Raw genomic sequence first — 25,398 nt, forward strand, 5'->3', positions numbered from 1 at the left:
CGGTCGCCGCGGCGGGGCGAGGCGGGTCGTGAGCCGGTCGGCCTCGTCCCGGGCGAACCGGCGCGGGGAGCTGCCGCCCGATCCCGAGCCGCTCCCGGCGCCGGCCGTCGACAGCCACACCCACCTCGACATCACGCTCGGCGACTTCACGCGGACGCCGGACCCGGCCGAGGTCGACGCGCAGGTGGCCGCCGCGGTGGCCGTGGGGGTGCCGCGGCTGGTGCAGGTCGGCGTCGACGTCCCGTCCTCGCGGTGGTCGGCGGAGCTCGCGGCCCGGAACCCGCACGTGCTGGCGGCGGTCGCCGTCCACCCCAACGAGGCCGGCGCCGCCGACGACGACGCCCTCGCCGAGATCGACCGGCTGGCGGCGCTGCCGCGGGTGCGGGCGGTGGGGGAGACCGGGCTCGACCGGTTCCGCACCGGGCCGGAGGGATGGGCGGCCCAGGAGGCGTCGTTCCGGGCGCACGTCCGGATCGCGAAGGAGCACGGGAAGGCGCTGGTCATCCACGACCGGGACGCCCACGAGGAGATCCTGCGGGTGCTCGACGACGAGGGCGCCCCGGAGCACACGGTCTTCCACTGCTTCTCCGGCGACGCCGCCTTCGCCCGTGCCTGCGTCGACCGCGGGCACGTCCTCTCTTTCGCCGGCACGCTGACCTTCGCCAGCTCGCCGCACCTGCGCGAGGCGGCCGCGCTCACGCCGCTGGACCAGCTGCTCGTCGAGACCGACGCCCCGTTCCTCACCCCCGCCCCCTACCGCGGCCGGCCCAACGCCTCCCGGCTGGTGCCGCACACGGTCCGTGCCCTGAGCGAGGTCACCGGGGTCGGGGTCGAGGACCTGTGCGGGGCCCTGACCGCCACCGCCGAGCGCGTCTTCGGCCCCTGGGAGGCCTGAGGAGCGGTCCGCGGCCGGACGGCGGGGCGGTGGTCGTGACCGGAGCGTGATGCTGCGCCACCCCGTCGGCTGCGAGGCGGGGCACACTGGTGGCGTGGGTCGCCTCATCGCCGTCGTGCTCTTCATCGCCGTGCTGGTGCCTGGTGTCCTGCTGGCGCGGGGCTGGGCGCTCGCGGCCGGACGGCGCGCGGTCGCGTCGGCGTCCATCGAGTTCACCTCGCCGACCGACGAGGCCCGCCGGACGCTGCAGCGGCAGGCCGTGCACGGTCGCCGGGTCCGCCGCCTGGGTCTGCTGCTCGGCCTGGTCGCCGTCGGGGGCAGCATCGTCGTGTTCGCGGAGGCCTCGGTCTTCCTGTGGGCGCCGGCCGTGGCCGTCGGGCTGCTGCTGGGCGTGGTCCTGGCCGAGGCCACCCGGCCGCGGCCCCGCTGGCAGCTCACCAGCCCCGCCCGCCGGCCCCGGCGCAGCGAGCAGATCTCCCTGTGGCTGCTGTGGACGATGCGTGCCGTCGTGGTGGCCGAGCTGGCGCTGACCGCCGTCCTGTGGCAGCGCGACGAGGTCCCCGACCGCGTCGCCTGGCTGGCCCTGGGCATCCCCGTCGCCGCGTGGCTGCTCGCCGAGCTGGCGCTGCTGCGCTCGCTGGTGCGGCCACTGCCGGCCGATGGCGCCGACGTCCCGGTGGACGAGGCGCTGCGCACCTGGACGGCGCACCTGGTCAGCGCCGCGGTGAGCGTGCTCGCCCTGCTGCCGCTCGGTGCGCACCTGCTCGTCGCCGGGGTGCGGCTGGGCGACCGGGTGACCGACGGGTTCGACCTCGTGCCCGTCGCCCTGGTCGCCGGAGGTTTCTCGGCGCTGGCCGCGGGCCTGGCGGTCGCGGTCTTCCTGGTGACCTGGTTGCGGCCGCTGCAGCTGTCCGAGCGGGCGCTGGCCGGCTGACCGGCGGCTGCCGATCGGCAGTCGTGCCCGCTCCCAGGCGGGCCCACACCGTGACGTCGCTCACCTCCCGCGTCACATCTGCACCAGCCGCACCGAGCGGCTCACCAGGCACTTCACCCCCAGCGGGGGTCGGCGTGCCGACGAGTCGACCTGTCGTCCCCCTGGAACACTTCCGCACGCACCGTTGCCACCCGTACCACGCCCGTTATCGTGTCGTGACCAGCCGGGGTGGGGACCGCCCCGGGCGGGGTCGACCGGAGCCAGAGATGGCGCCGGTGGGCCCGCCCGGAGCGGAGCCGCCCGGCGGGCCGCCAGCCGGCGGCACGCCGGCGTGGCCGCCTCCTGCCCGGTCCCGTGACCCCGTGGAAGTGTCGTGCCTCGACCCCTGAAGTTCTCCCTCTTCGCCCTGGTCCTGCTCGGGCTCGTCGGCGGCTCCGTGGCGTTCTACGTCGCGCAGAAGTCGCTGACGCTCACCGTCGACGGCCGGGCCCAGGAGGTGCGCACCTACGCCGACACCGTCGCCGAGGTGCTCGAGGAAGAGGGGCTCGAGCCGCAGGCGCACGACGTCGTCCTGCCCGAGCCCGGGGCGTCGGTCGCCGACGGTGACACGGTCGTCCTGAACCGGGCCCGTCCGCTGCAGCTGACCGTCGACGGGCGCACCAGCGAGGTCTACGTCACCGCGCTGTCGGTGGACGAGGCGCTCGACCAGCTCGGCTACCGGGCCGACGGCCTGGTCCTCTCGGCCAGCCGCAGCGAGCGCCTCCCGCTGCGCGGCATGGCCCTGGAGATCACGACGCCCAAGGACGTCACGCTCGTGGCCGACGGCCAGCAGCGCGTGGTGACGACGACGGCGGCGACCGTGGGAGACCTGCTCGGCGAGCAGGGCCTCACCCTCGGGCCGGCCGACCGGCTGAACATGTACCCGACCCAGCCGCTGCTCCCGATGATGCGGCTGCAGGTCTTCCGGGTGCAGATCACCGAGGTCGTCGAGACCACGCCGATCCCCTACCGGACCGTCGAGACCGCGAACCCCCAGGCGCTCGAGGGGAACGACACCGTCACCCAGGAGGGCGTCGAGGGCCAGCAGGCCACCACGTGGCGGGTCACCGTCGTCGACGGCGTGGAGACCGGTCGCGAGCAGGTGGCCACCACCGTCGCCGTCGCCCCGGTCGACGAGCTGGTCAGCGTGGGCACCAAGGCCCCGCCGCCCCCGCCGGCGCCGGCGGCGTCCAGCGGGAACCGGCCCTCGGCCGACGGCCTGAACTGGGCCGCGCTGGCGGCGTGCGAGTCCGGTGGGCGACCCAACGCGGTGAGCTCCACCGGTCGCTACCGCGGCATGTACCAGTTCTCGCAGTCCACCTGGAACTCCGTCGGCGGGAGCGGTGACCCGGCGGCCGCCTCCGCCGACGAGCAGACCTACCGCGCGCAGCTGCTCTACCAGCGCTCCGGTGCCGGCCAGTGGCCGCACTGCGGCTCGCGGCTGTTCGGCTGATGAGGGGCCCCGCCGCCGCTCACCGTCCGCGCGCTCACGGCCGGCCCCTGCAGCGGGGCCGTCGCTGAGCACTCCTCCGGAGCAGCCCGACGGGCTGCTGGGCCCGGCCGCCATCCGCGACCTCGCCCAGCAGCTCGAACTGCGTCCCACCAAGTCCCTCGGGCAGAACTTCCTGCACGACGCCAACACGATCCGGCGCATCGTCCGTACCGCCGAGCTGCGGCCCGACGACGTCGTGCTGGAGGTCGGCCCGGGCCTCGGGTCGCTCACCCTCGGCCTGCTTCCGGTCGTGGCGGCCGTGACGGCGGTGGAGATCGACCCGCGGCTGGCCGCGCTGCTGCCGCGCACGGTGGGCGAGCGCGTCCCGGCGCTGGCCGGCCGGCTGACCGTGCTGGAGGCCGACGCCCTGCGCGTGCGGGAGATCCCGGGGCCGCCTCCGACGGCGCTGGTCGCCAACCTGCCGTACAACGTGGCCGTGCCCGTGCTGCTGCACCTGCTGGAGCTGCTGCCGTCGCTGCGCCGCGCGCTGGTCCTGGTGCAGGCCGAGGTCGCCGAGCGGCTCGCCGCCCCGCCCGGCTCGCCGGCCTACGGCGTGCCGTCGGTCAAAGCCGCCTGGTACGGCGACGTGCGGCGGGCGGGGTCGGTGGGCCGGCGGGTGTTCTGGCCCGAGCCCAACGTCGACTCCGGACTCGTCGCGCTGGACCGCCGTCCGCCCCCGCCGGGGGACCGTGCGGCCACCTTCGCCGTCGTCGACGCCGCCTTCGCCACTCGCCGCAAGGGCCTGCGCGCCGCGCTGGCGGGGTGGGCCGGCAGCCCCGCCGCGGCGGAGGCCAGGCTGCGCGCGGCCGGCATCGACCCCGCCACCCGCGGCGAGCGGCTCTCGGTGGCCGACTTCGCCCGGCTGGCGGCCACCCCGGCAGGACCGGCCGGGCCGGCGGAGCCGGCGTGAGCCGGACGTCCCACCCCGGTCCGGGGCGGATCACCGGGGACGGCGCGGTCGTCGCGCGGGCCCCGGCCAAGGTCAACGTGCACCTCGCGGTCGCCCCGCTGGGCGACGACGGCTTCCACGAGCTGCACACCGTCTTCCTGGCCGTCTCGCTGTCCGACACGGTCACCGTGCGGCCGGCCGAGGCCCTGAGCATCCGGTTGACCGGCGAGTTCGCCGGCGGCCGCAGCGGGCCCGACCGGGTGCCGACCGACCGGCGCAACATCGTCTGGCGGGCGGCCGAGCTGCTGGCCGAGCGGGCCGGGGTGCGCGCCGAGGCCACCATCACCATCGACAAGTCGATCCCGGCGGCCGCCGGCCTGGCCGGCGGCAGCGCCGACGCGGCGGCCGCCCTGGTCGCCCTCGACGCCCTGTGGGGCACGCACGCCACCCGCGGCGACCTCGCCGAGCTGGCTGCGCGGCTCGGCAGCGACGTGCCGTTCAGCCTCCTGGGAGGCGTCGCGCTGGGCGCCGGGCGGGGGGAGCGGCTCAGCCCGGTGCTCGCCCGCCGCCGGTGGGACTGGGTCCTGGGCATCGCGGGCGAGGGGCTGTCGACTCCGGCGGTCTACGGCGAGCTCGACCGGCTGCGCGCCGGGGGCCGGCTGCCCGCCGGCAGCGAGCTCTCCTCGCCGGAGCCGGTCGTCGCCGCGCTGCGCAACGGGCCGGTGCAGTCGCTGGCCGCCGCGCTGGCCAACGACCTGCAGGACCCGGCGATCGCGCTGCGCCCCGACCTGCGCCTCGCGCTGGACGCCGCGACCGCCGCCGGCGCCGCCGCGGCGCTGGTCAGCGGCTCCGGCCCGACCGTGGCGGCGCTGGCGCGCGACGAGGACGACGCCGATGCCGTGGCCGCCGGGATGGCGGCCTCCGGCCGGTTCCGGACGGTGCGCGTGGTGCACGGGCCGGTCCCCGGCGCCCGCCTGGTCGGCTGACGGCCTCCGCGAGATCTGCACACTCGTCGCCATCAGCCGCTGATGGCGACGAGTGTGCAGATCTCGTCGAGGGGGCTCAGGGGTCGCTGCGCAGGCGGGGCTGGGGGTCCAGGTGGCCCATGCCGTTCCAGGCGAGGTTGACCAGGTGCGCGGCGACCTCGCGCTTGCCGCGGGATCGGTCCTCCAGCCACGACGCGCCGACCAGCGCCACCATGCCGACCAGCGCCTGGCTGTAGAGGCCGGCCGGGCGCGGGTCGTAGCCGTTCTGCCGGAACTGCGAGGCCAGCAGGTGCTCCACCGCGTGCGCGGCCTCGCCCAGCAGCGAGGAGTAGTGCCCGGCGGCGTCGCTGAAGGGGGAGTCCCGGGAGAGCACCCGGAAACCGTCGGCGTCCTCCTCGATGTAGTCGAGGAAGACCAGGGCGGTCCGCTCCAGCACGTCGCGCGGGTGCCCCCCGGCGGAGAGCGCGGCGGCGAAGCGGTCGAGCAGCCGGCGCATCTCCTGCTCGACGACGACGGCGTAGAGGCCCTCCTTGCCGCCGAAGTGCCCGTAGACGACGGGCTTGCTGACCGAGGCTCGGGCGGCGAGCTCCTCGATCGACGTCGCCTCGTAGCCCCGCCGGCCGAACAGCTCGCGGCCGATGTCGATCAGCTGCTGGCGGCGCTGGGCGCCGGTCATCCGCACCCGCGGCCGGGTGCCGGCCGGCGCCCCCTCGGGTCGCCGGCGCCCGGGCGCCCGCGGCGAGGCGGAGCGCCCGGGCGGGGGCGTCGTCCCGGCCGTGGTCAGCCGGCTGCCCGGACGGGCGCGGGGCTCGCGACGCGGCGCTTGGCCGCGAGCCGCACCGGGTCGGGCCACTTGACGCCGTGGGCCCAGCCGAGCTTCTCGAACAGCCAGATCACCCGCGCGCTCATGTCGATCTGGCCGCGCAGCACCCCGTGCCGGGCGCTGGTCGGGTCGACGTGGTGCAGGTTGTGCCAGGACTCGCCGCCGCTCAGGATCGCCAGCGGCCAGACGTTCGTGGCCCGGTCGCGGGAGGCGAACGGGCGGGTGCCGATGACGTGGCAGATCGAGTTGACCGACCAGGTGACGTGGTGCAGCAGCGCCGTGCGCACGAGGCCGGCCCAGAAGAACGCCGACAGCGCGCCGGCCCACGTGCCGGTGACGAGGCCGCCGATGAGCGCCGGGAGCGCCAGGCTGAGGAAGGCCCAGATGACGAAGAGCCGGCTGACGACCTTCAGGCCCCTGTCCTTGAGCAGGTCCGGGGCGTAGCGCTCGGGGTTGGTCTGCCGGCGGTCGAACAACCAGCCCAGGTGGGCGTGCCACATGCCCTTGACCAGGGACCGCGCGTCGGTGCCGTAGCGCCACGGCGAGTGCGGGTCGCCCTCGCGGTCGGAGAACGCGTGGTGCCGGCGGTGGTCGGCGACCCACTGCACGACCGGTCCCTGGATGGCCATGCACCCGATGACCGCCATCGCGTAGCGCAGCGGCTTGCCGGTCTTGAACGACCCGTGCGTGAAGTACCGGTGGTAGCCGACGGTCACCCCGAGCAGCGGGATGAAGTAGAAGGCGGCCAGCAGGCCGAGGTCCAGCCAGGAGAGCCCCCAGCCCCACACGGCGGGAACGATCGCGGCGACCGCGAGGAACGGGACGATCACGAACAGGTAGAGCGTGATCTGCTCGACCGCGCCCTTCTCCTTGCCGTAGGCGTTGGCCGGGAGTCCGGCATCCGGGTCGGCCGGTCGGGTCGGGGCCGTGGGCCGGGTCAGGGCGGGAGCGGACAGAGGGGGCCTCCTGGGGAGTGTCGAACCGGTCGAACGCAGCGTCCCCGGCCGTGGTTACGACTCCGTAACCTACGTGCCCGTAGCCGAGGTCGCCTGGTGGGGTCGAGGCCTGCCGGGAGTGCGCAGGTCGGAGGCGGGGACGTCGCCGTCCGCTGCCGTGCCGGGACCCGATCACTAGGCTGCCGGTGGCGCCGGAACGGCGTCCGGCGGCCCCGGCGACGGCCGGACCCGCGGATGGGGGATGGGGTAATCGGCAGCCCGCCGGCCTTTGGAGCCGGGAAGTCTCGGTTCGAGTCCGAGTCCCCCAGCAGCCGTCACCGGCGGCGGCGCCCGCACCCGGGGCCGCCGCCGCCCGCCCGCCGTCCGAGGAGACCCGTGAGCCAGCACCTGCCCGGAATCGCCCACCCCGACCAGCAGGCCGGGGGCTCCGTGGCGGCCGTCGTCGTCCTCGCCGCGGGGCAGGGCACGCGGATGCGGTCGGCGACGCCCAAGGTCCTGCACCCGCTGGGCGGCCGCAGCATGCTCGGGCACGTGCTCGCCGCCGCGGCGCCGCTCGGGGCCGGCAGCACGCTGGTCGTCGTCGGCGCCGGCCGCGAGGCCGTGGTCGAGCACCTGGCCGCCGTGGCGCCCGGGGCCCGGCCGGTGGTGCAGGAGGAGCAGCGGGGCTCGGGGCACGCCGCGCAGGTGGCCCTCGACGCCGTCCCGGACCTCGAGGGCGCCGTCCTGGTCTGCAACGGCGACTCGCCGCTGCTCACCGCGCGGACCCTCGCGGCGCTGGTGGCCGCGCACTCCGAGGCGGGCAGCGTCTTCACCGTGCTGACCGCGGAGGTCGACGACCCGACGGGGCTGGGCCGGATCGTCCGCGGCGACGACGGGCGGCCCCGGGCGATCGTCGAGGAGCGGGACGCCACCGACGAGCAGCGCGCCCTCCGCGAGGTCAACGCCGGTGTCTACGTCGCGAACGCGGCGACCCTGCGCCGGGTGCTCGCCGGCCTGTCGACCGACAACGCCCAGGGCGAGCAGTACCTGACCGACGCGCTGGCCCCGCTGGTGGACGGCGGCGCGCCGGTCGCGGCCGTGCGGGCCGACGACCCGGTCGACGTCCTCGGCTGCAACGACCGCCGGGAGCTGGCCGCCCGCCGCCGGGTGCTCAACGACCGCGTGCTCGACGAGCTGATGGTCGCCGGCGTCACCGTCGTCGACCCGGCGACCACGTGGGTCGACGTCACCGTCACGGTCGAGGCGGACGCCGTGCTGCAGCCGGGCACCCAGCTGCACGGGACGACGCGGGTGGCCGGCGGCGCGGTCGTCGGCCCGGACACCACGCTGACCGACTGCGAGGTGGGGGAGGGCGCCTCGGTCGTCCGCTCGCACGGCAGCGGGTCGGTCATCGGACCGGACGCCGTCGTCGGCCCCTTCAGCTACCTGCGCCCCGGCAGCCGGCTGGCCCGCGGCGCGAAGGTCGGCGCGTTCGTCGAGACCAAGAACGTCGACCTCGGCGAGGGCTCGAAGGTGCCGCATCTCTCCTACGTGGGCGACGCCACCATCGGCGCCGGCTCCAACGTCGGCGCGGCGACGGTCTTCGTCAACTACGACGGCGTCGCCAAGCACCACACCACGGTGGGTGACCACGTGCGCATCGGCAGCGACACGATGCTGGTCGCGCCGGTCACGGTGGGTGACGGTGCGTACACCGCGGCCGGCTCGGTGATCACCGAGGACGTCCCGCCCGGGGCCATGGGCGTGGCGCGGGCCAAGCAGCGGAATGTGGCAGGCTGGGTGAGCCGCCGACGCCCGGGCACCGCCGCCGCGCGCGCTGCAGCGGCGGCCGGGGATGCAGGTGCCGTCGGCGCGGCAGAGACTCGACCCCGGACCGACGAGAGCCGATCCGCGGCTCCCGAGACGCACTCCGACGAGTAGGGGCAGTCGATCCGATGAGCGCCATCCGGCAGACCACCAGCAAGAGCCTGATGCTGTTCTCCGGCCGGGCCTTCCCGCAGCTGACCGACGAGATCGCCGGTCACCTGGGCGTGACGCCGACCCCGACGGCCTCCTACGAGTTCGCCAACGGCGAGCTTTTCGTCCGGTTCGAGGAGTCGGTCCGCGGCTGCGACGCGTTCGTCGTGCAGAGCCACACCGCGCCGCTGAACACCTGGCTGATGGAGCAGCTGATCATGGTGGACGCGCTCAAGCGGGCCTCGGCGAAGCGGATCACCGTCGTCGCCCCCTTCTTCCCCTACGCCCGCCAGGACAAGAAGCACCGCGGCCGCGAGCCCATCTCCGCCCGCCTGGTCGCCGACCTGTTCAAGACCGCCGGCGCCGACCGGCTGATGACCGTGGACCTGCACACCGCGCAGATCCAGGGCTTCTTCGACGGTCCGGTCGACCACCTGTTCGCCCTCGACCTGCTGGTCGACCACGTCCGCGACCGCTGCGCCGACCGCGACGTCACGATCGTCTCCCCGGACGCCGGCCGGGTGCGGGTGTCCGAGCGGTGGAGCGACAAGCTCGGCGGCGTCCCGCTGGCCTTCATCCACAAGACCCGCGACCCCATGCGCCCCAACGAGGTGGTGGCCAACCGCGTGGTCGGCGAGGTCGAGGGCCGGGTCTGCATCCTCGTCGACGACATGATCGACACCGGGGGCACGATCGTGAAGGCCGCCGAGACCCTCTTCGAGGCCGGCGCGGCCGACGTCATCGTGACCGCGACCCACGGCGTGCTCTCCGGTCCGGCGGTGGACCGGCTGAAGAACAGCCGCGTGAGCGAGGTCGTCATCACCAACACGCTGCCGATCGAGCCGGAGCGGCAGTTCGACAAGCTCACCGTCCTCTCCATCGCCCCCCTGCTGGCACGCGCGATCAAGGAGGTCTTCGAGGACGGGAGCGTCACCTCCCTCTTCGACGGCGCCAGCTGAGTACCCGGTGATCATCGGCGGGTGGCTGCGGCGACCGGCGTGTCGGTCAGCCATCCGACGATGATCAACAGGGTGGGGTAGGCTCGTGCACTGCCCGGCGAGGGAGATCCGTCTCCGTTATCGACGTGCGTGCGCTCCTCGTGGTGTGCCCGTGCGCGTGCGCCGGCCCCAGACCCCAGATCGAGGAGCACACCACCGTGGCTGACCACCGCCTCGCCGCCGAGGCCCGCACCGAGTTCGGCAAGGGCAGCGCCCGCCGCACGCGCCGGGCCGGCCGCATCCCCGCCGTCCTCTACGGGCACGGTCAGGACGTCGTCCACCTGTCGCTGCCGGCCCGCGAGTTCGCCGCGGTGCTGCGCAACGGCGGCCCGAACGCGCTCATCACCGTCGAGCTCGACGGCACGGAGCACCTGGCCCTCACCAAGGCCGTGCAGCGCGACCCGCTGACCCGCGTGCACGAGCACGTCGACCTGCTCGTCGTCCGCCGCGGCGAGAAGGTCACCGTCGACGTCCCGGTCGTGACCGTCGGCGACGCGGCCCCCGAGACGCTGGTCAGCATCGAGCTGAACACCGTGTCGGTCGAGGCCCCCGCCACCTCGATCCCCGAGAGCATCGAGGTCGACCTCGCCGGACGCGAGGCCGGCCAGGGCGTCACCGCCGGCGAGCTGCGGCTTCCGGACGGCGTCACCGTGCTCACCGACGCCGCCGCGCTGGTCGTCAACGTCATGCCCGCCCCGACCGCCGAGGCGCTCGAGGCCGAGCTCGCCGACGCCGAGGCCGAGGCCGGGATCGAGCGCGAGGAGTCCGCTCCGGCCGAGGAGGGCACCGGCGAGGGCGACGTCGTCCCCGAGCCGCAGGACCAGGGCAGCGGCGAGTCGATGGACGCCGCCGGGAACAGCTGAGGCATCCGCTGACCGAGAGCACGACCCGCAGGGGCGCCGGCACCGCCGGCGCCCCTGCGGCGTCCCCACCGTCCGAGGGTCCGTTCGTGGTCGTCGGCCTCGGCAACCCCGGCCCGGCCTACGCCGGCAACCGGCACAACGTCGGCGCGATGGTGCTCGACGAGCTCGCGGCCCGAGCCGGCGCGAAGCTGTCCCCGGGCAAGGGCGCCCGGTCGCGCGCGCTGGTCGCCGAGGGCCGGCTGGCCGGGCGCCGCGTGCTGCTGGCGAGGCCCACCTGCTACATGAACGAGTCCGGCGGCCCGGTGCGCGGGCTGCTCGACTGGGCCAAGGTGCCGGCCGACGACCTCGTCGTCGTCCACGACGAGCTCGACATCCCCTTCGCCGCGGTGCGGCTCAAGCGCGGCGGTGGCGAGGGCGGCCACAACGGGCTGCGCTCGATCAGCCGGTCCACCGGGACCAAGGACTACCTCCGGGTGCGCGTCGGCATCGGCCGCCCGCCCGGCCGGCAGGACCCGGCGGACTTCGTCCTCAAGGACTTCTCGGCGACCGAGCGCAAGGAGCTCGACCTGCTGCTCGCCGAGGCGGCCGACGCCACCGAGGAGCTGCTGGCCCGCGGGCTCGAGGCGGCGCAGAACGTGGTGCACCCCCGCACCTGAGGCGGCGGCCGATCACGCTGAGTGGTCGCCAGGTGACCGTTCCGCTCGCTCCTGAGGGTGAACGATCCGGTTCCGTGTTGACCCTCCGGTGACCGACTGTGAGTGTCCTCTGTGCTGCCGGGAGTCACGACGGCGGAAACGTGCACGTCAGGTGCCGATCCGCCCGGATTCCCGGCCACACAGTGTCACGTCGGTGTCCGGGGGGAACCGTGCTACTCGATCACGAGCGCGTCAGACTGGGATCCGCATCCGTGCGGGCCTCCGCGGCACCGGCCGTGCCGTTCGCGCCGCGGGCCGTCGTCCGCCGGACGCCGCCGGGCTGGGTCCGCCGGTACACGCTGACCCTGGTCGCGATCGAGTCGCTGGCCGCCGCGGTCGCCGCCGGCACCGTGCTCGCCGTGCACGCGTCGGCGCTGAGCGCCGGCAACCCGCTGCTGTGGGCCGCCGCGGCGCTGGTCGTCGCCTGGCCGCTGCTGCTCGCCGCCAACGGCGCCTACGGGCAGCGCGCCTTCGGCACCGGCAGCGACGAGTACCGCCGCGTCGGCCGCGCCGGCGTCCTCCTGCTGGCGACGCTGGGCCTGGTCTCCTACGCCGCCGCCCTGGACCTCTCGCGCGGCCTCGTCGTCGTCGCGGTCCCGGCGCTGACCGTCGCGACCCTGCTCGAGCGCTACGCCGCCCGGCTCTGGCTGCAGCGGCTGCGCGCCCGGGGCTCGTGCACCACGCGGGTCATCGTCGTCGGCCGTGGCGGTGCGGTCCTCGAACTGGTCGACCGCGTGCGCCGCGAGCGCTTCGCCGGGATGGACGTCGTCGCGGCGTGCGTGACCCCCGCCGACCGGGCGCGGGTGGGTGCGGCGCTGCAGGTTCCCGTCGGCGGGCTGGACGACGTCGTCGCGATGGCCGGCCGCCTCGGCGCGGACACGATCGCCGTGACCTCGGCCAGCGAGACCGCCGCCCAGTACCTGCGCCAGCTGTCCTGGCAGCTGGAGGGCACGGGCATCGAGCTGCTGGTCGCCCCCGGACTGATCGAGGTCGCCGGCCCGAGGCTGCACATCCGCCCCTTCGAGGGCCTCCCGCTGCTCGCCGTCGAGCAGCCGCGCTTCGAGGGCTGGCGCCGCCTGGTCAAGGGCGGGCTGGACCGGACCGTCGCCGCGGTCGCCCTGCTGCTGCTCGCGCCGGTGATGCTCGCGATCGCGCTGGCCGTGAAGCTGGGCAGCGCGGGGCCGGTGCTGTACCGCCAGGAGCGGGTCGGGGTGAACGGCCGGACCTTCACGATGCTGAAGTACCGCAGCATGGTCGTCGACGCCGACCGGCAGGTGGCGGCGCTGAGCGCGGAGAACATCTCCGACGGGCTGCTGTTCAAGATGCGCGTCGACCCGCGGGTCACCCCGGTCGGCCGGCTGCTGCGCCGGCTCTCCCTGGACGAGCTGCCCCAGCTGCTCAACGTGCTCGGCGGGTCGATGTCGCTGGTCGGCCCGCGGCCGCCGCTGCCCGGGGAGGTCGCGCGGTACGACACCCAGGTCAGCCGGCGGCTGCTGGTCAAGCCCGGCCTCACGGGGCTGTGGCAGATCTCCGGCCGCAGCGACCTCCCGTGGGAGGAGGCCGTCCGCCTGGACCTGCGCTACGTGGAGAACTGGTCGATGGCCATGGACCTGCTGATCCTCGTGAAGACGTTCCGCGCGGTGCTGAGCCGCTCCGGCGCCTACTGAGCCGGCGACCGGCCCGGCGCCGGGGCCCGCCGCGAGCGTGCGAGCGGCGGGGGGCACCGGGGGTCCTCCCTCTCACCCGCCGGGGGGACGACCGCCCCCACCTGCGTCTCCAGGATCGAGGAGGTCCTGCCGATCAGGGCAGGGACCGACCGATCGACGAACGGACTCCCGATGGACCGCATGAGCATCGCCATGGTGGGGACGCGCGGCGTCCCCGCGCGATACGGCGGCTTCGAGACCGCCGTGGAGGAGATCGGTCGCCGGCTGGTCGACCGCGGGCACCGGGTGGTCGTGTACTGCCGCACGGTGCCCGGGTCCGACGAGCAGCCGCCCGCCGAGCACCTGGGCATGGAACTGGTGCACCTGCCGGCCGCCCGCCGCCGCTCGCTGGAGACCCTGAGCCACACCGCGCTGTCGGTCCGCCACCTGGTCACCCACCGCACCGACGCCGCCTTCGTGTTCAACGCGGCGAACTCCCCGCTGCTGCCGGTGCTCCGCGCGGCCCGCATCCCGGTCGCCACGCACGTCGACGGGCTGGAGTGGAAGCGCGCCAAGTGGGGCGGCACGGGCCGGCGCTACTACCGGGTGGCCGAGAGCCTGGCCGTGCGCTGGTCGGACGCGCTGATCGCCGACGCGCAGGGCATCGCCGACTACTACACCGACGCCTTCTCCGCGCCCACAGTCCTGCTCACCTACGGCGCGCCGATCATCGAGCCCGGTACCGGCAAGCTCGGGGAGCTCGGGCTCGAGCCGGGTGGCTACCACCTGGTCGTGGCCCGGTTCGAACCGGAGAACCACGTCGACCTGATCGTGCAGGGGTACAGGCGCAGCGAGGCCACCAGGCCGCTGGTCGTCGTCGGCTCGGCTCCCTACGCCGACGAGTACACGAAGCGGGTGCACTCGCTGGCCGACGACCGGGTCCGCTTCCTCGGCGGGGTCTGGGACCAGGAACTGCTCGACCAGCTCTACGCGCACAGCGCCACCTACCTGCACGGCCACTCCGTGGGCGGGACCAACCCCTCGCTGCTGCGGGCCATCGGCGCCGGGGCGGCGGTGACGGCCTTCGACTGCTCCTTCAACCGGGAGGTGGTCGCCGACGCGGGGCGCTTCTTCCGCACCCCGGAGGACGTCGCCCGTGAGATCGCCGGCGTGGAGGCCGACCCGGCCCGCGCCGCCCGCGACGGGCGCCGCGCCCGCGAGCTGGCCCGCGGCTACGACTGGGACCAGGTGGCGGCCGGCTACGAGGAGCTCGCCGGGGACCTGGTGGCCCGCCGCTTCCCGCGCCGCCGGCCCAGCGGCCGTCGCCGTCCCACCGACGCGGACCTGCCGCTGGGGGCACCGGTCCCGGAGGTCGCCGCCGCACCCGCCGCCGCACCCGCCGCCGTCCCGGCGCAGCCGGACACCCCGCCCGACAACGTGGTGCACCTGCCCACCCCGGTCGCATCACCGGGGTGGCAGCAGTACCCGGCGGCCCAGCAGTGACCGGCGCCGCGGGCGCATGCCGGCCGGAGACGAGGAGACGGACCCGATGACCACCCAGGTCGACCAGACCCCGGACGTGGCGCCGCCGCGCCGGCGGCGGCCCGGCCGCCGCACCATCGCGCTCGCGGTGGCCGCCGCCGTGGTGCTCGTGGCGCTCGCCGTGCTCCTGCTGGTGCGCGGCGGCGACGACGCGGCCGGGACGCCGGCCGGCAGCACGGCGGACGCCGGCCCGGCCCTGCCGCCGGCGCCGAGCTCCGCCCCGGCGCCCGAGCCGACCCCCGAGCCCCCGCTCGAGGGGTCCGACGCCCTCCCGCCGACCCAGGACCCCGTGGCGCTGGACCAGACCGCCGCCGTGGGCGACGGCGTCACGGTCGACGTCGTGGGCCTCGAGGGCATCGAGGGAGCCGCGACCGGTCCGGGCAACGTCGCCGGCCCGGCGCTGCGCGTCACCGTGCGGCTGACCAACGGGACCCCGGAGCCGGTCTCCCTCGACGGCACCGCGGTGGACCTGCGCTACGGCTTCGACCAGGCGCCGGCCTCGCCGCTGGAGGACCCGTCGCAGGTGCGCTTCTCCGGTGTCGTGGAGCCGGGGGCCAGCGCCGAGGGCACCTACGTCTTCAGCGTCCCGGTCGACGCCCGGGACGCCGTGACCGTCATCGTCGGCTACGCGCCCGGCGCTCCGTTCGTCGTCCTCACCGGTTCCGCCGGCTGACCTCACCGCACCTCCCGACGGGGCCCCGGCGCCTCGCGCCGGGGCCCCGCCGGCGTTCCCGGGATCTGGGCGTGACGCGTCCGGCGATCACCCTCCGTCAGGGCCGTCTTGCGGAGATCTTGCGCTGAGCAGGGCCGTTTCACTCCCCCAGGGGATGCCGCCCCCGTCGTCGTCACGCTTAGTGTCGATCCGCTGGACCGCGTGACCGTCACGCGGAGTGGCTCAACACGGGGGAAGACCGATGTCTGCACCGACGGCCGTGACGCCGAGGAAGGCCCTGGCGGGCCTGCTCAGCGCGCTCCTGCTCTCCGGGGTCCTCGCCGGGCTCTTCACCCCCGCGACGGCTCGGGCCGACTCGGCGCCGATCGACGTGACCGACCCGCGGACGCCGACCACGGTGACCGCCGACGCCCTGCCCACCGTGCAGATCAACGGTGTGGCGTGGGCCCAGGTCGTCGTCGGCAACACCGTGTACGTCGGTGGCCGCTTCACCAGCGCCCGGCCCGCGGGCGCGCCGGCGGGCGTGCAGGAGTCCGCGCGCAGCAACCTGCTGGCCTACGACATCCGCACCGGCAACCTGATCACCTCCTTCGCCCCGGCGGTCAACGGGCAGGTGCTGGCGCTGGCCGCCTCCCCGGACGGCTCCCGCGTGTACATCGGCGGTGACTTCTACTCCGTCAACGGTCAGGACCGCTCCCGCGTGGCCGCCTTCGACACGGCCACCGGCCAGCTGGTGTCGACCTTCCGCCCGGCCGTGACCGGCCAGGTCCGGGCCATCGCCGCCACGAGCAGCACCGTCTACCTCGGTGGTGGCTTCAGTGCGGTCGGCGGCGTCGGCCGCAACCGCCTCGCGGCCGTGTCCGCCTCGAACGGCTCCCTGCTGCCGTGGGCGCCGCAGCCCGGTGCCGGCCCGGCCGGCTGGGGCCGCGCCAGCGACCCGGCCACGCAGACCGCGACCACCAACGACGTGATGTCGATCGTCGTCGCCGGGCCCAGCGGCCAGGTCGTCGTCGCCGGCCGCTTCTACTACATGAACGGCACGCAGAACATCGGCGTGGCCGCCGTCGACGGGACCACCGGGGCCAACCGGCCGTTCGCGATCAACGCGTTGATCCGCAACTTCGGCGTGAACGCCGCCGTCTACAGCCTGAGCACCGACGGCACCAACGTGTACGGCGCGACCTACGACTTCTACGGTCCCGGCAGCCTCGAGGGCCCGTTCGCCGCGCGTGCCGACGGCGGCGCCCCGGTGTGGTTCGCCCCGTGCCGCGGTGACACGTACTCCACGTTCCCCTTCGGCGGCGCCCTCTACACCGCCGGGCACGCCCACGACTGCCGCTCCCTGGCGAGCTTCCCCGAGCAGAACCCCCGCCACCACTGGTTCGGCACGGCGATGAGCATCGCCCCGACGCAGACGGTCCTGTCCGGCAACACGTTCGGCGACATCTCCTACGTCGGCCAGCCGGCGCCCACGCTGGACGCGTGGCAGCCGCGGTTCGTCGCCGGCACCTTCACCGGTCAGTACCAGGCCGGCTGGAGCGTCTCGGGCAACAGCGACTACGTCGTCTTCGCCGGCGAGTTCCCGTCGGTCAACGGCGTCGGCCAGCAGGGCCTGGTGCGGTTCGCCCGCGCCGACAAGGCGCCCAACCGGGTCGGCCCGCGCGGCGACACCATCGCCTTCACGCCCACCGCCACCATGGTCCCCGGCGGCGTGCGGGTGTCCTGGCGTGCGGTGTACGACGACGACAACGCCGAGCTGACCTACCGGGTCTACCGCGACAGCGAGACCGCCGCCCCGGCCTGCGAGGTCGTCCGCCCGTCGCAGTGGTGGAACCGGCCGACCTGGTCGTGCACCGACACCGGCGCCACCGCCGGCGCCCACCGGTACCTGGTGACCGCGACCGACGCCGCCGGCAACCGGGTGGCCTCGAGCTGGGTGGACGCGACCGTCGGCGCCGCCAACAGCAGCGCCGCCCGCGCCTACGCCACGGTCGTCGCCCGCGACGGCGCCCTCGACCACTGGTCGCTCGGCGAGACCTCCGGCCTGCTCGCCTACGACCGGCTCGGCGCGGCCGACCTGCGCATCAACTCCGGCGTGACCCTGAACCAGGCCGGTGCCGTCGCCGGCGACGCCGACCGCGCGTTCGCCTTCGGCGGGACGTCGTCGGGCTACCTGGCCACCACGACCAGCGTCGCGGCGCCGCAGAGCTTCTCCGTCGAGGCGTGGTTCTCCACCACGTCGCGCAACGGCGGCAAGATCGTCGGCTTCGGCAACGTGTCCAGCGGCACCAGCAGCACCTACGACCGGCAGATCTCCATGGACACCACCGGCCGCATCTCGCTGGGCATCCGGCAGACCAACGGCACGCTGGTCTACGTCACCTCGACCGCCACCTTCAACGACGGGCAGTACCACCACGTCGTCGGTTCGCTGAGCCACCTGGGCATGCAGCTCTACGTCGACGGCGTCCTGGTCGGCTCCCGGGCCGACGTCACCCGCGCCGCCCAGTACAACGGCTTCTGGCGGGTCGGCGGCGACTCGATGGCCACCGGCACCGGCGCCGCCTGGTTCAACGGGCGCATCGACGAGGTGGCCGTGTACCCGCGGGCGCTGACCGCCGCGCAGGTGGCCGCGCACGAGACCACCGGCCGCACCGGCGCCCCGCCGAACGTCGTCCCGACCGCGGCGTTCACCGTCAGCTCGACCGACCTGGCGGCCGCCTTCGACGCCTCGGCCTCGGCCGACGTGGACGGCCGGGTCACGGCCTACGCCTGGGACTTCGGTGACGGGCGCACCGGCAGCGGCGCGACCGTCCGGCACACCTACGCCGCCGCCGGCACCTACCCGGTGCGGCTGACGGTGACCGACGACCGCGGCGGCGAGGGCACCCTCGTCCGCGACGTGACCGTCACCGCGCCGCCCGTCGGCCCGGGCTCGATCGCCGCCGACACGTTCGGCCGCGAGGTCGCGCAGGGCTGGGGCACCGCCGACCGCGGCGGTGTGTGGAGCGCGGTGGGTGCGACCTCGGTGACCGGTGGCGCGGGCCAGCTGGCCCCGGCCGCCGGCGCGAGCGCCAGCGCGACGCTGGGCTCGGTCGACCGCATGGACGTCGCCGTCCAGGTCGCGGTCACCCTGCCCCAGGCGGCCACGGGCGGCGGCACGTACCTGAGCCTGGCCGCCCAGAGCGTCGGCGCGAACGACTACCGCGTGAAGATGCGGTTCCGCGCCGACGGCCAGGCCGAGATCATGCTGGTCCGGGTCGTGAACGGGCAGGAGACCGTCCTGGACGGCTACATGCTCGCCGGCGGCTACACCCCGGGCACCTCGCTCACGGTCCGGTTCGAGACCAGCGGCGCCTTCCCGACCACGCTGAAGGTCAAGACGTGGCGGACGGGCACGGCGGAGCCGGCGGCGTGGAACCTCACCCGCACCGACGCCACCGCCGCCCTGCAGCGCAGCGGCGCCGTGCAGATCTCCGAGTACGTCTCGGCCAGCGCCACCCGCGCCTCGGTCGTCCGGGTGGACGACCTGCGGGTCGAGCCGGCCGGCACGGTGGCCCAGGCGCCGAACCAGGCGCCGGTGGCGGCGTTCACCGCCACGGTGTCGGGTCTGACGGCCAGCGTGGACGGGTCGGGGTCGACCGACGACGCCGCGGTGACCGGGTACGCCTGGGACTTCGGCAACGGGCAGACCGCGACCGGGGCGACGGCGTCGCACACCTACGCGACGGCGGGCACCTACACGGTGCGGCTGACCGTGACCGACGCCGCGGGCCTGACCGGCACCACGACCCGCTCGGTGACCGTCACCGCCCCGCCCGTGGGCGGCCCGATCGCGGCCGACACCTTCGGCCGGACCGTGGCGTCGGGTTGGGGCACCGCCGAGACCGGCGGCGCGTGGAGCACGGCCGGCGCCACCTCGGTGACCGACGGCGCGGGCCAGCTCGGCGGCGCCAAGGGTGCCGGGTCGCAGGCCCGCCTCGGCTCGGTCAGCGTGACCGACTCGACGGTGCAGGCGACCCTGACGATGCCGCAGCTCGCGACCGGCGGCGGCTTCTACGTCAGCGTGGCCTCCCGCAGCGTCGGCCTGACCGACTACCGGGTGAAGATGCGGTTCCGCGCCGACGGCCAGGTCGAGGTCATGCTCGTCCGCACGGTCGACGACGTGGAGACCATCCTCGGCGGGTACCTGCTGTCCGGCGGCTACACGGCCGGCACGCCGCTCGCCCTGCGGTTCGAGGTCAGCGGTACCGCGCCGACGACCCTGCAGGTCAAGGTGTGGCGGGCCGGGACGGCCGAGCCGGCCGCCTGGGGCCTGACCCGCACCGACGCCACCGCGGGCCTGCAGCGCGCGGGTGCCCTGTCCCTGTTCACCTACACGTCGGGCAGCGCCACGGCGACGGCGACCGTGCGGATCGACGACCTGCGGGTCGACGCGCCCGGCACGGCGCAGCCGGAGCCGGTGAACCAGGCGCCGGTGGCGGCGTTCACCGCCACGACCTCGGGTCTGACCGCGAACGTGGACGGGTCGGGGTCGACCGACGACGCCGCGGTGACCGGGTACGCCTGGGACTTCGGCAACGGGCAGACCGCGACCGGGGCGACGGCGTCGCACACCTACGCGACGGCGGGCACCTACACGGTGCGGTTGACCGTGACCGACGCCGCGGGCCTGACCGGCACCACGACCCGCTCGGTGACCGTCACCGCCCCGGCCCCGCAGCCGGAGCCGGAGCCGGTGAACCAGGCCCCGGTGGCGGCGTTCACCGCCACGACCTCGGGTCTGACGGCCAGCGTGGACGGGTCGGGGTCGACCGACGACGCCGCGGTGACCGGGTACGCCTGGGACTTCGGCAACGGGCAGACCGCGACCGGGGCGACGGCGTCGCACACCTACGCGACGGCGGGCACCTACACGGTGCGGCTGACCGTGACCGACGCCGCGGGCCTGACCGGCACCACGACCCGCTCGGTGACCGTCACCGCCCCGGCCCCGCAGCCGGAGCCGCAGGTCCCCGCGCTGGCCGCGGACGCCTTCGAGCGCCAGGTCACCGGTGGCTGGGGCACGGCCGACGTCGGCGGCCCCTGGTTCATCCACGGCGTGGCGGCCAACGCCTCCGTCGCCGACGGCGCCGGCCGGCTGGCCGGGCCCGTGGGCCAGGGCACCGCTGCGGTCCTCACCCAGTTCTCGCGGCAGGACGTCGCGGTGCAGGTCTCGCTGACCGTGCCCCAGGCGCCCACCGGGGGCGGGACCTACGTCAGCCTCGCCGCGCGGAACGTCGGGCTGACCGACTACCGGGTGAAGCTGCGGTTCCGCGCCGACGGCCAGGTCGAGGTCATGCTGGTCCGCAACGTGAACGGCCAGGAGACCATCCTGGGCGGCTACCTGCTGGCCGGCGGCTACCGGCCGGGCACCACGCTGCACGTGCGGTACGACGTCGGCGGCGCCACGACGACGACCTTCTCGGTCAAGGCGTGGGCCGAGGGCACGGCCGAGCCGGCTGCCTGGCAGCTGACCCGGACCGACGCCACCGCGGCCCTGCAGCGGCCGGGCACGGTCGGCTTCGAGCACTACGTGACCGCCAGCGCGACCGCCGCCTCCCCGATCCGCTTCGAGCAGCTGTGGATCGGTGAGTCGGGCACGGCCCCGGCTGCGCCGTGACCCCGGTCGCCGCGGCTAGCGTGTCGCGGATGACCCCGCAGAGCCCCCGGGCCGCCGCCGACCGCGGCGGCCCGGGGGGCCTGGGAGTGGTCGTCGTCAACTACGGGTCCAGCGCCCTGCTGCGGCGCAACCTCGCCGGTGCCGGGCCGCTCGGCCCCGACGTCGCGGTCGTGGTGGTGGACAACCACAGCACCGATGCCGAGCGGGCCGCGGTGACGGCGCTCGCGGCCGAGCAGGGCTGGGAGCTGGTGGCCCTCCCGGACAACCGGGGCTTCGGTGCGGCGTCCAACGCCGGCTTCGCCCGGGCCCGGGAGCTCGGCTGCGCCACCTTCTGCTGCCTCAACCCCGACGCCTCGATCACCCCCGCGGTGCTCGAGGAGCTGCGCCGGGCCAGCCTGGCCGAGCCGCTGGCGGTGATCGCGCCCCGGATCGTCGACTCGACCGGCGCCACGGTGTTCGCCGGGTCGACGCTGGGGCTGCGCGACGGGCGCACCGGGGCCGCGCACAGCCGCACCCGCTCGCGGGGACCGGTGGAGGACTGGCTGACCGGCGCCTGCCTCGTGGTGTCGGCGGAGATGGTCGACCGGACCGGCGGCTACGACGAGGGCTATTTCCTCTACTGGGAGGACGTCGACCTCAGCCACCGGGCGCTGGCGGCCGGCGGCACGCTCGTCGTCCGCGACGACCTGGTGGCCGTGCACGACGAGGGCGGCACGCAGGGGGAGCGGGAGGGCGACGCGAAGTCCGACCTGTACTACCGCTACAACTGCCGCAACCGGCTGGTCTTCGCCGCGCGCAACCTCTCCCGCCGGCAGCTGCTCGGCTGGCTGGTGCGCACGCCGCGGGTGAGCTGGGAGATCCTGCTGCGCGGCGGGCGGCGGCAGCTGGTGCACTCGCCGAAGCCGCTGCTGGCCGCGGTCCGCGGCACCCTGGAGGGGGCCGGGATCGCCCTGGCCGCGCTGGTCCGCCGGCCCTCACCCCACCCCCTGAGAGGGACGCGAGCGGCCCTTCCCCGGTGATGGGATACCGGGTGTGACCGCCACGACCCCGTCGCCGTCGATCCCGGCCCCGCCCGACGAGGGCGGGGTCCGGGTCACCGTCGCCGTGCCCACCTTCCGGCGACCGGAGGACCTGGCCGAGCTGCTGCCTCGGCTGCTGGAGCAGGTGGCCGAGGTGGGCGCCGGAGGCGGGTACGCCGCCGAGGTCCTCGTGGTCGACAACGACCCGGCCGGCAGCGCCGCCGCGGTCGTCGCCGCGGTGCCGGGCGTGCGCTACGTGGTGGAGACCCGGCCGGGGATCGCCGCGGTGCGCAACCGGGCGATGGACGAGGCCGCCGGGTCGCGGCTGCTCGCCTTCATCGACGACGACGAGCGCCCCTGCGAGAACTGGCTCGGTGCCCTGCTGGCCACCTGGGCCGGCTCGGGTGCGGCCGCCGTCTCCGGGCGGATCCTGGCCGACTACACCGGTGACGTCGACCCCTGGATCCTGGCCGGCCGGTTCTTCGTCCGCCGCCGGATGCCGACCGGCACCGAGATCGACGTCGCCGCCACCGGCAACCTGCTGCTCGACCTGGCGCAGGTGCGCGCCGCGGGCACCCGGTTCGAGTCCGCGCTCGGGCTGGCCGGCGGCGAGGACACCCTGTTCAGCCGCTCGCTGGCGCACGCCGGCGCGCGCATGGTGTGGTGCGACGAGTCGGCCGCGGTCGACCGCGTGCCGGCCGACCGGCTGACCCGGCGCTGGGTGCTCACCCGCGCCTGGAGCCACGGCAACGCCACCGTGCTCACCGAGCTGCGGCTGACCCCGGGCACGGCCGCCCGGCTGGGCATCCGCGCTCGCGGGGTGCTGCGCGGCCTGCTGCGGATCGGCGGCGGCGGGGCGCGCTGGGGCCTCGGCGTCCTCACCCGGTCCCTGACCCACCAGGCGCGCGGGGCGCGGGCGGTGCTCCGCGGCCTCGGCATGGTCGGCGGCGGGCTCGGCGTGGTCTACGAGGAGTACGCCCGGGACGGGCGCCGGTGGCGCCTGGGCCGGGTCACGCCCCGATGAGCGGCCCCGCCGTCCGCGGCTACCGCGCCGGGCGGCGCGCCGTGCTCACGGCCGCGCGCCGGGCGGCCGGCCCGGTGGCCGGCTCGGTCGTGTCGGTGCGGACGGCGAGCCCGTCGGTCGCGCTGACCTTCGACGACGGCCCCGAGCCCGGCGGCACCGACCGGGTGCTCGCCGCGCTGGCCGACGCCGGGGCGACCGCCACCTTCTTCGTGCTCATGACGCGGGTGCGCAAGTACCCGGCGCTGTTCCGCGAGGTCGTCGCCGCCGGGCACGAGGTGGCCCTGCACGGCGTCGACCACCGCCCGCTGCCGACCCTGCCGCCGCACGAGGTCGGGCCGACGATCCGGGCCGGCCGGGCCGAGCTCGAGGACGCGGTGGGCCGCGCCGTCCGCTGGCACCGGCCGCCCAACGGCCGGCAGACGCCGCGCACCTGGCGCGCCGTCGCCGGCGCCGGGCTGACCCCGGTGCTGTGGGGCCCCACCACCTGGGACTGGCGCGACGTGCCGCACGAGCGGCGCCTGGCGAAGGCCCGCGAGGGCGTGCACCGCGGGGCGATCGTGCTGGCGCACGACGGCTTCGCCGGGCCCGAGGACGGCGCTGACGACGGGCCGGCCCCGGTGCTGGACAAGGGCCGCCTGATCGCCGAGGTGCTGGCCGGCTACGCCGCCGACGGGTTGAGCGCCCGCTCGCTCGGCGAGGTGCTCGCCGAGGGCACCGCCGTGCGCGAGGGCCGCTTCCAGCGCTGATCACCGCGGCGGCATCGGCCGTCCGGCGTCCGGGTGCTCCTCCAGCGCGGCCAGCACCCGGTGCACGTTCTGACGGCCCTTGCCGTAGTCGAGGACGGTGGTCGGCACGACCGGCCGGCTCGTCACGTGCGCGGTCGGGGAGTGCGGGTCTCCGGTGAGCTGGACGGAGACCTCCTCGCCGAAGCTGCGCCACGTCCACCCGGTGCGGGCGGTGAAGCGGCCGCCGGCCGGATCGACGGCCTGTATCTGGGCGGGGAGCGCGGAGAGGGCCGCTGCGACGCGGTCCGGGAGGTCCGGGCCACCGCGCACCTGCACCGACGCGGCCTGCCGGGGCCCGTGCCGTTCCCCCGGCCGCGCCTCCCGGTCGGCCAGCAGGTCCGTGGTGCCGGTGAGGAGCGCGAAGACGCCGCCCGCCAGTGCCCCTCCCACGACACCCGCGAGCAGCCCGTCGGTCGCCGAGCCGGCGACGACGCCGACGACCAGCCCGACGATCACGCCGGCCGGGAGGCCGAAGGCGAGCAGGGGCAGCCCGTAGCTCCGCAGCGCGCGCACATCCGGATCCTGTCGGCCGGGGCGGTTGCCCGCGGCGGCGTCGGCGACCTTCCACCCGGTCGGGTGCACCGGACGTCCCGGGGTCCGCGGAGGAGGGTCCGCGGCGAGTCGTGGCTGGCGTCTCGACCGCTCCTGCTCCGGGACCGACCGGGTGCAGCCCCGTCAGGAACACTGCGGATGGCCGACGCGCCGGACCGGTGTCTCGGACCGCCGATCCGCGACGGTCGGTCGCCCGGTCATGGAAAGGGTGAATCGCGTGCGCAGGTGGGTCGTGGCGCTGGTGACGGGAGTCGGCGGTGCGGCGGCCGGTGCGGGAGCCGTGTACCTCAGCAGCGACGCCTTCCTCTACGGAGGCCGGGAGCACATCGACCTGGAGAGCTGGGTGGAGCGGGAGGACGCGTGGACCGAGCGCATGATGCCGAACGCACGCTGGGCCACCGAGGAGCTCTGCGGGGCCGACCTGCCGTGCATGCAGGCGGTTCAGGCGGACACCCTCACCATGTACCGCTTCGACGAGAGGGAGGACGCCGTCGCCGCCGCCCGCGACTTCGCGGGCGAGGCTTACCTCTCCGGCTGGATCGTCGTCCGCTTCGAGGCTGACGTCTTGAGCGCTGCCGAGCGCCGGGAGTTCGCCTACAGCCTCGACTGCATCAACGTCGGCGTCGCCGAAGGCGGCCTTGAGTGCTGACTGCTCACGACCGTCCGAACGGCCCACCGAAGGCCGGGGTGATCGAGTACGCGTTCGGGCAGCAAGCAGTGTCGCTGAACCGTCTTGGGGAGCGAGCCCGCGACGGCCGCCCTGAGCGGCCCACTCTGGGACACCGGTCTGCAGCGGTCGCAGCGGCAACAGTGTGCGCTGGTGGGTAGTCCCCGAGCCGGAAGCTGCACACCAGCGCACAGCGTCCCGACTCGTGCGGCTGTGTCCCTCAGGCCGCCTTCTGGACACCCGCGGGCGGCTTACGACGCGGCGCTCGTCCCCGGCCTCGGTGGGCGGACGGGCGTCGGCGC

The 25,398-nt window shown here is 75.6% G+C and carries 20 protein-coding genes and 1 tRNA gene; 18 read left to right on the forward strand and 3 right to left on the reverse strand.

What is annotated here, in order from left to right; translation table 11 throughout:
• Positions 1-28 precede the first annotated feature (28 nt).
• From ACK586_RS03930 to ACK586_RS03950, 5 genes are all read left to right on the forward strand, one after another.
• On the forward strand, positions 29-895 hold the full coding sequence (locus tag ACK586_RS03930; RefSeq protein WP_409329143.1) for a TatD family hydrolase: 867 nt from the start codon (positions 29-31) through the stop codon (positions 893-895).
• Between the two features lie 94 nt (positions 896-989).
• Positions 990-1,829, forward strand: a complete 840-nt coding sequence (locus tag ACK586_RS03935) for a hypothetical protein (RefSeq protein ID WP_409329144.1) — start codon at positions 990-992, stop codon at positions 1,827-1,829.
• A 373-nt stretch (positions 1,830-2,202) separates the two neighbouring features.
• A complete protein-coding gene (locus ACK586_RS03940) occupies positions 2,203-3,321 on the forward strand; it encodes a resuscitation-promoting factor (protein ID WP_409329145.1) in 1,119 nt (372 codons plus the stop codon).
• Positions 3,278-4,270, forward strand: a complete 993-nt coding sequence (rsmA, locus tag ACK586_RS03945) for a 16S rRNA (adenine(1518)-N(6)/adenine(1519)-N(6))-dimethyltransferase RsmA (RefSeq protein ID WP_409329146.1) — start codon at positions 3,278-3,280, stop codon at positions 4,268-4,270. Before ACK586_RS03940 ends, rsmA begins: the two co-directional genes overlap by 44 nt.
• The gene (locus tag ACK586_RS03950) at positions 4,267-5,235 is read left to right on the forward strand and encodes a 4-(cytidine 5'-diphospho)-2-C-methyl-D-erythritol kinase (protein ID WP_409329147.1); all 969 of its coding nucleotides are present in this window, start codon (positions 4,267-4,269) and stop codon (positions 5,233-5,235) included. Before rsmA ends, ACK586_RS03950 begins: the two co-directional genes overlap by 4 nt.
• Positions 5,236-5,311: 76 nt before the next feature.
• On the opposite strand, the gene ACK586_RS03955 is transcribed toward ACK586_RS03950, so the two are convergent.
• The gene (locus tag ACK586_RS03955) at positions 5,312-5,911 is read right to left on the reverse strand and encodes a TetR/AcrR family transcriptional regulator (RefSeq protein WP_409329148.1); all 600 of its coding nucleotides are present in this window, start codon (positions 5,909-5,911) and stop codon (positions 5,312-5,314) included.
• A gap of 104 nt (positions 5,912-6,015) precedes the next feature.
• On the reverse strand, positions 6,016-6,888 hold the full coding sequence (locus tag ACK586_RS03960; RefSeq protein ID WP_409329149.1) for an acyl-CoA desaturase: 873 nt from the start codon (positions 6,886-6,888) through the stop codon (positions 6,016-6,018).
• Positions 6,889-7,249: 361 nt separating this feature from the next.
• Here ACK586_RS03960 and ACK586_RS03965 point away from each other — a divergent pair.
• The 12 genes from ACK586_RS03965 (at position 7,250) to ACK586_RS04020 (ending at position 23,838) form a co-directional block, all read left to right on the forward strand.
• Positions 7,250-7,322: transfer RNA gene (locus tag ACK586_RS03965), tRNA-Gln, on the forward strand.
• Between the two features lie 67 nt (positions 7,323-7,389).
• A complete protein-coding gene (glmU, locus tag ACK586_RS03970; RefSeq protein ID WP_409329150.1) occupies positions 7,390-8,934 on the forward strand; it encodes a bifunctional UDP-N-acetylglucosamine diphosphorylase/glucosamine-1-phosphate N-acetyltransferase GlmU in 1,545 nt (514 codons plus the stop codon).
• A gap of 14 nt (positions 8,935-8,948) precedes the next feature.
• Complete coding sequence (locus tag ACK586_RS03975) at positions 8,949-9,929, forward strand: ribose-phosphate diphosphokinase (protein ID WP_409329151.1); 981 nt, start codon at positions 8,949-8,951, stop codon at positions 9,927-9,929.
• 197 nt (positions 9,930-10,126) lie between these two features.
• Positions 10,127-10,831, forward strand: a complete 705-nt coding sequence (locus ACK586_RS03980; protein ID WP_409329152.1) for a 50S ribosomal protein L25/general stress protein Ctc — start codon at positions 10,127-10,129, stop codon at positions 10,829-10,831.
• An 86-nt stretch (positions 10,832-10,917) separates the two neighbouring features.
• Complete coding sequence (pth, locus tag ACK586_RS03985) at positions 10,918-11,487, forward strand: aminoacyl-tRNA hydrolase (protein WP_409329153.1); 570 nt, start codon at positions 10,918-10,920, stop codon at positions 11,485-11,487.
• Between the two features lie 251 nt (positions 11,488-11,738).
• Positions 11,739-13,193 (forward strand): sugar transferase, encoded by a 1,455-nt coding sequence (locus tag ACK586_RS03990; protein WP_409329154.1) that lies wholly within the window; start codon positions 11,739-11,741, stop codon positions 13,191-13,193.
• 171 nt (positions 13,194-13,364) lie between these two features.
• On the forward strand, positions 13,365-14,675 hold the full coding sequence (locus ACK586_RS03995; RefSeq protein WP_409329155.1) for a DUF1972 domain-containing protein: 1,311 nt from the start codon (positions 13,365-13,367) through the stop codon (positions 14,673-14,675).
• 46 nt (positions 14,676-14,721) lie between these two features.
• Positions 14,722-15,387: a hypothetical protein gene (locus ACK586_RS04000; RefSeq protein WP_409329156.1), complete on the forward strand. Its 666-nt coding sequence runs from the start codon at positions 14,722-14,724 to the stop codon at positions 15,385-15,387.
• 241 nt (positions 15,388-15,628) lie between these two features.
• Positions 15,629-21,049, forward strand: coding sequence for a PKD domain-containing protein (locus ACK586_RS04005; protein ID WP_409329157.1), 5,421 nt, complete (start codon positions 15,629-15,631; stop codon positions 21,047-21,049).
• A 29-nt stretch (positions 21,050-21,078) separates the two neighbouring features.
• On the forward strand, positions 21,079-22,068 hold the full coding sequence (locus tag ACK586_RS04010) for a glycosyltransferase family 2 protein (RefSeq protein ID WP_409329158.1): 990 nt from the start codon (positions 21,079-21,081) through the stop codon (positions 22,066-22,068).
• Between the two features lie 13 nt (positions 22,069-22,081).
• Entirely contained in the window at positions 22,082-23,092 is a 1,011-nt protein-coding gene (locus tag ACK586_RS04015; RefSeq protein ID WP_409329159.1) for a glycosyltransferase family 2 protein, read from the forward strand.
• On the forward strand, positions 23,089-23,838 hold the full coding sequence (locus ACK586_RS04020) for a polysaccharide deacetylase family protein (protein ID WP_409329160.1): 750 nt from the start codon (positions 23,089-23,091) through the stop codon (positions 23,836-23,838). Before ACK586_RS04015 ends, ACK586_RS04020 begins: the two co-directional genes overlap by 4 nt.
• Here the strand turns inward: ACK586_RS04020 and ACK586_RS04025 are convergent, their stop codons facing one another.
• Complete coding sequence (locus ACK586_RS04025; RefSeq protein ID WP_409329161.1) at positions 23,839-24,390, reverse strand: hypothetical protein; 552 nt, start codon at positions 24,388-24,390, stop codon at positions 23,839-23,841.
• Between the two features lie 271 nt (positions 24,391-24,661).
• On the opposite strand from ACK586_RS04025, the gene ACK586_RS04030 reads away from it, so the two are divergent.
• The gene (locus tag ACK586_RS04030; protein WP_409329162.1) at positions 24,662-25,078 is read left to right on the forward strand and encodes a hypothetical protein; all 417 of its coding nucleotides are present in this window, start codon (positions 24,662-24,664) and stop codon (positions 25,076-25,078) included.
• The last annotated feature ends 320 nt before the right edge of the window (positions 25,079-25,398 follow it).

This window comes from Trujillonella humicola (assembly GCF_046233715.1).
GTDB lineage: Bacteria > Actinomycetota > Actinomycetes > Mycobacteriales > Geodermatophilaceae > Trujillonella > Trujillonella humicola.

What these genes read in the sequence shown, in the direction of transcription:
- ACK586_RS03955 (WP_409329148.1), bottom strand. Translation starts at nt 5,911, where the DNA reads ATGACCGGCGCCCAGCGCCGCCAGCAGCTGATCGACATCGGCCGCGAG.
- ACK586_RS03975 (WP_409329151.1), top strand. Translation starts at nt 8,949, where the DNA reads ATGAGCGCCATCCGGCAGACCACCAGCAAGAGCCTGATGCTGTTCTCC.
- ACK586_RS03995 (WP_409329155.1), top strand. Translation starts at nt 13,365, where the DNA reads ATGGACCGCATGAGCATCGCCATGGTGGGGACGCGCGGCGTCCCCGCG.
- ACK586_RS04000 (WP_409329156.1), top strand. Translation starts at nt 14,722, where the DNA reads ATGACCACCCAGGTCGACCAGACCCCGGACGTGGCGCCGCCGCGCCGG.
- ACK586_RS04005 (WP_409329157.1), top strand. Translation starts at nt 15,629, where the DNA reads ATGTCTGCACCGACGGCCGTGACGCCGAGGAAGGCCCTGGCGGGCCTG.
- ACK586_RS04010 (WP_409329158.1), top strand. Translation starts at nt 21,079, where the DNA reads ATGACCCCGCAGAGCCCCCGGGCCGCCGCCGACCGCGGCGGCCCGGGG.
- ACK586_RS04020 (WP_409329160.1), top strand. Translation starts at nt 23,089, where the DNA reads ATGAGCGGCCCCGCCGTCCGCGGCTACCGCGCCGGGCGGCGCGCCGTG.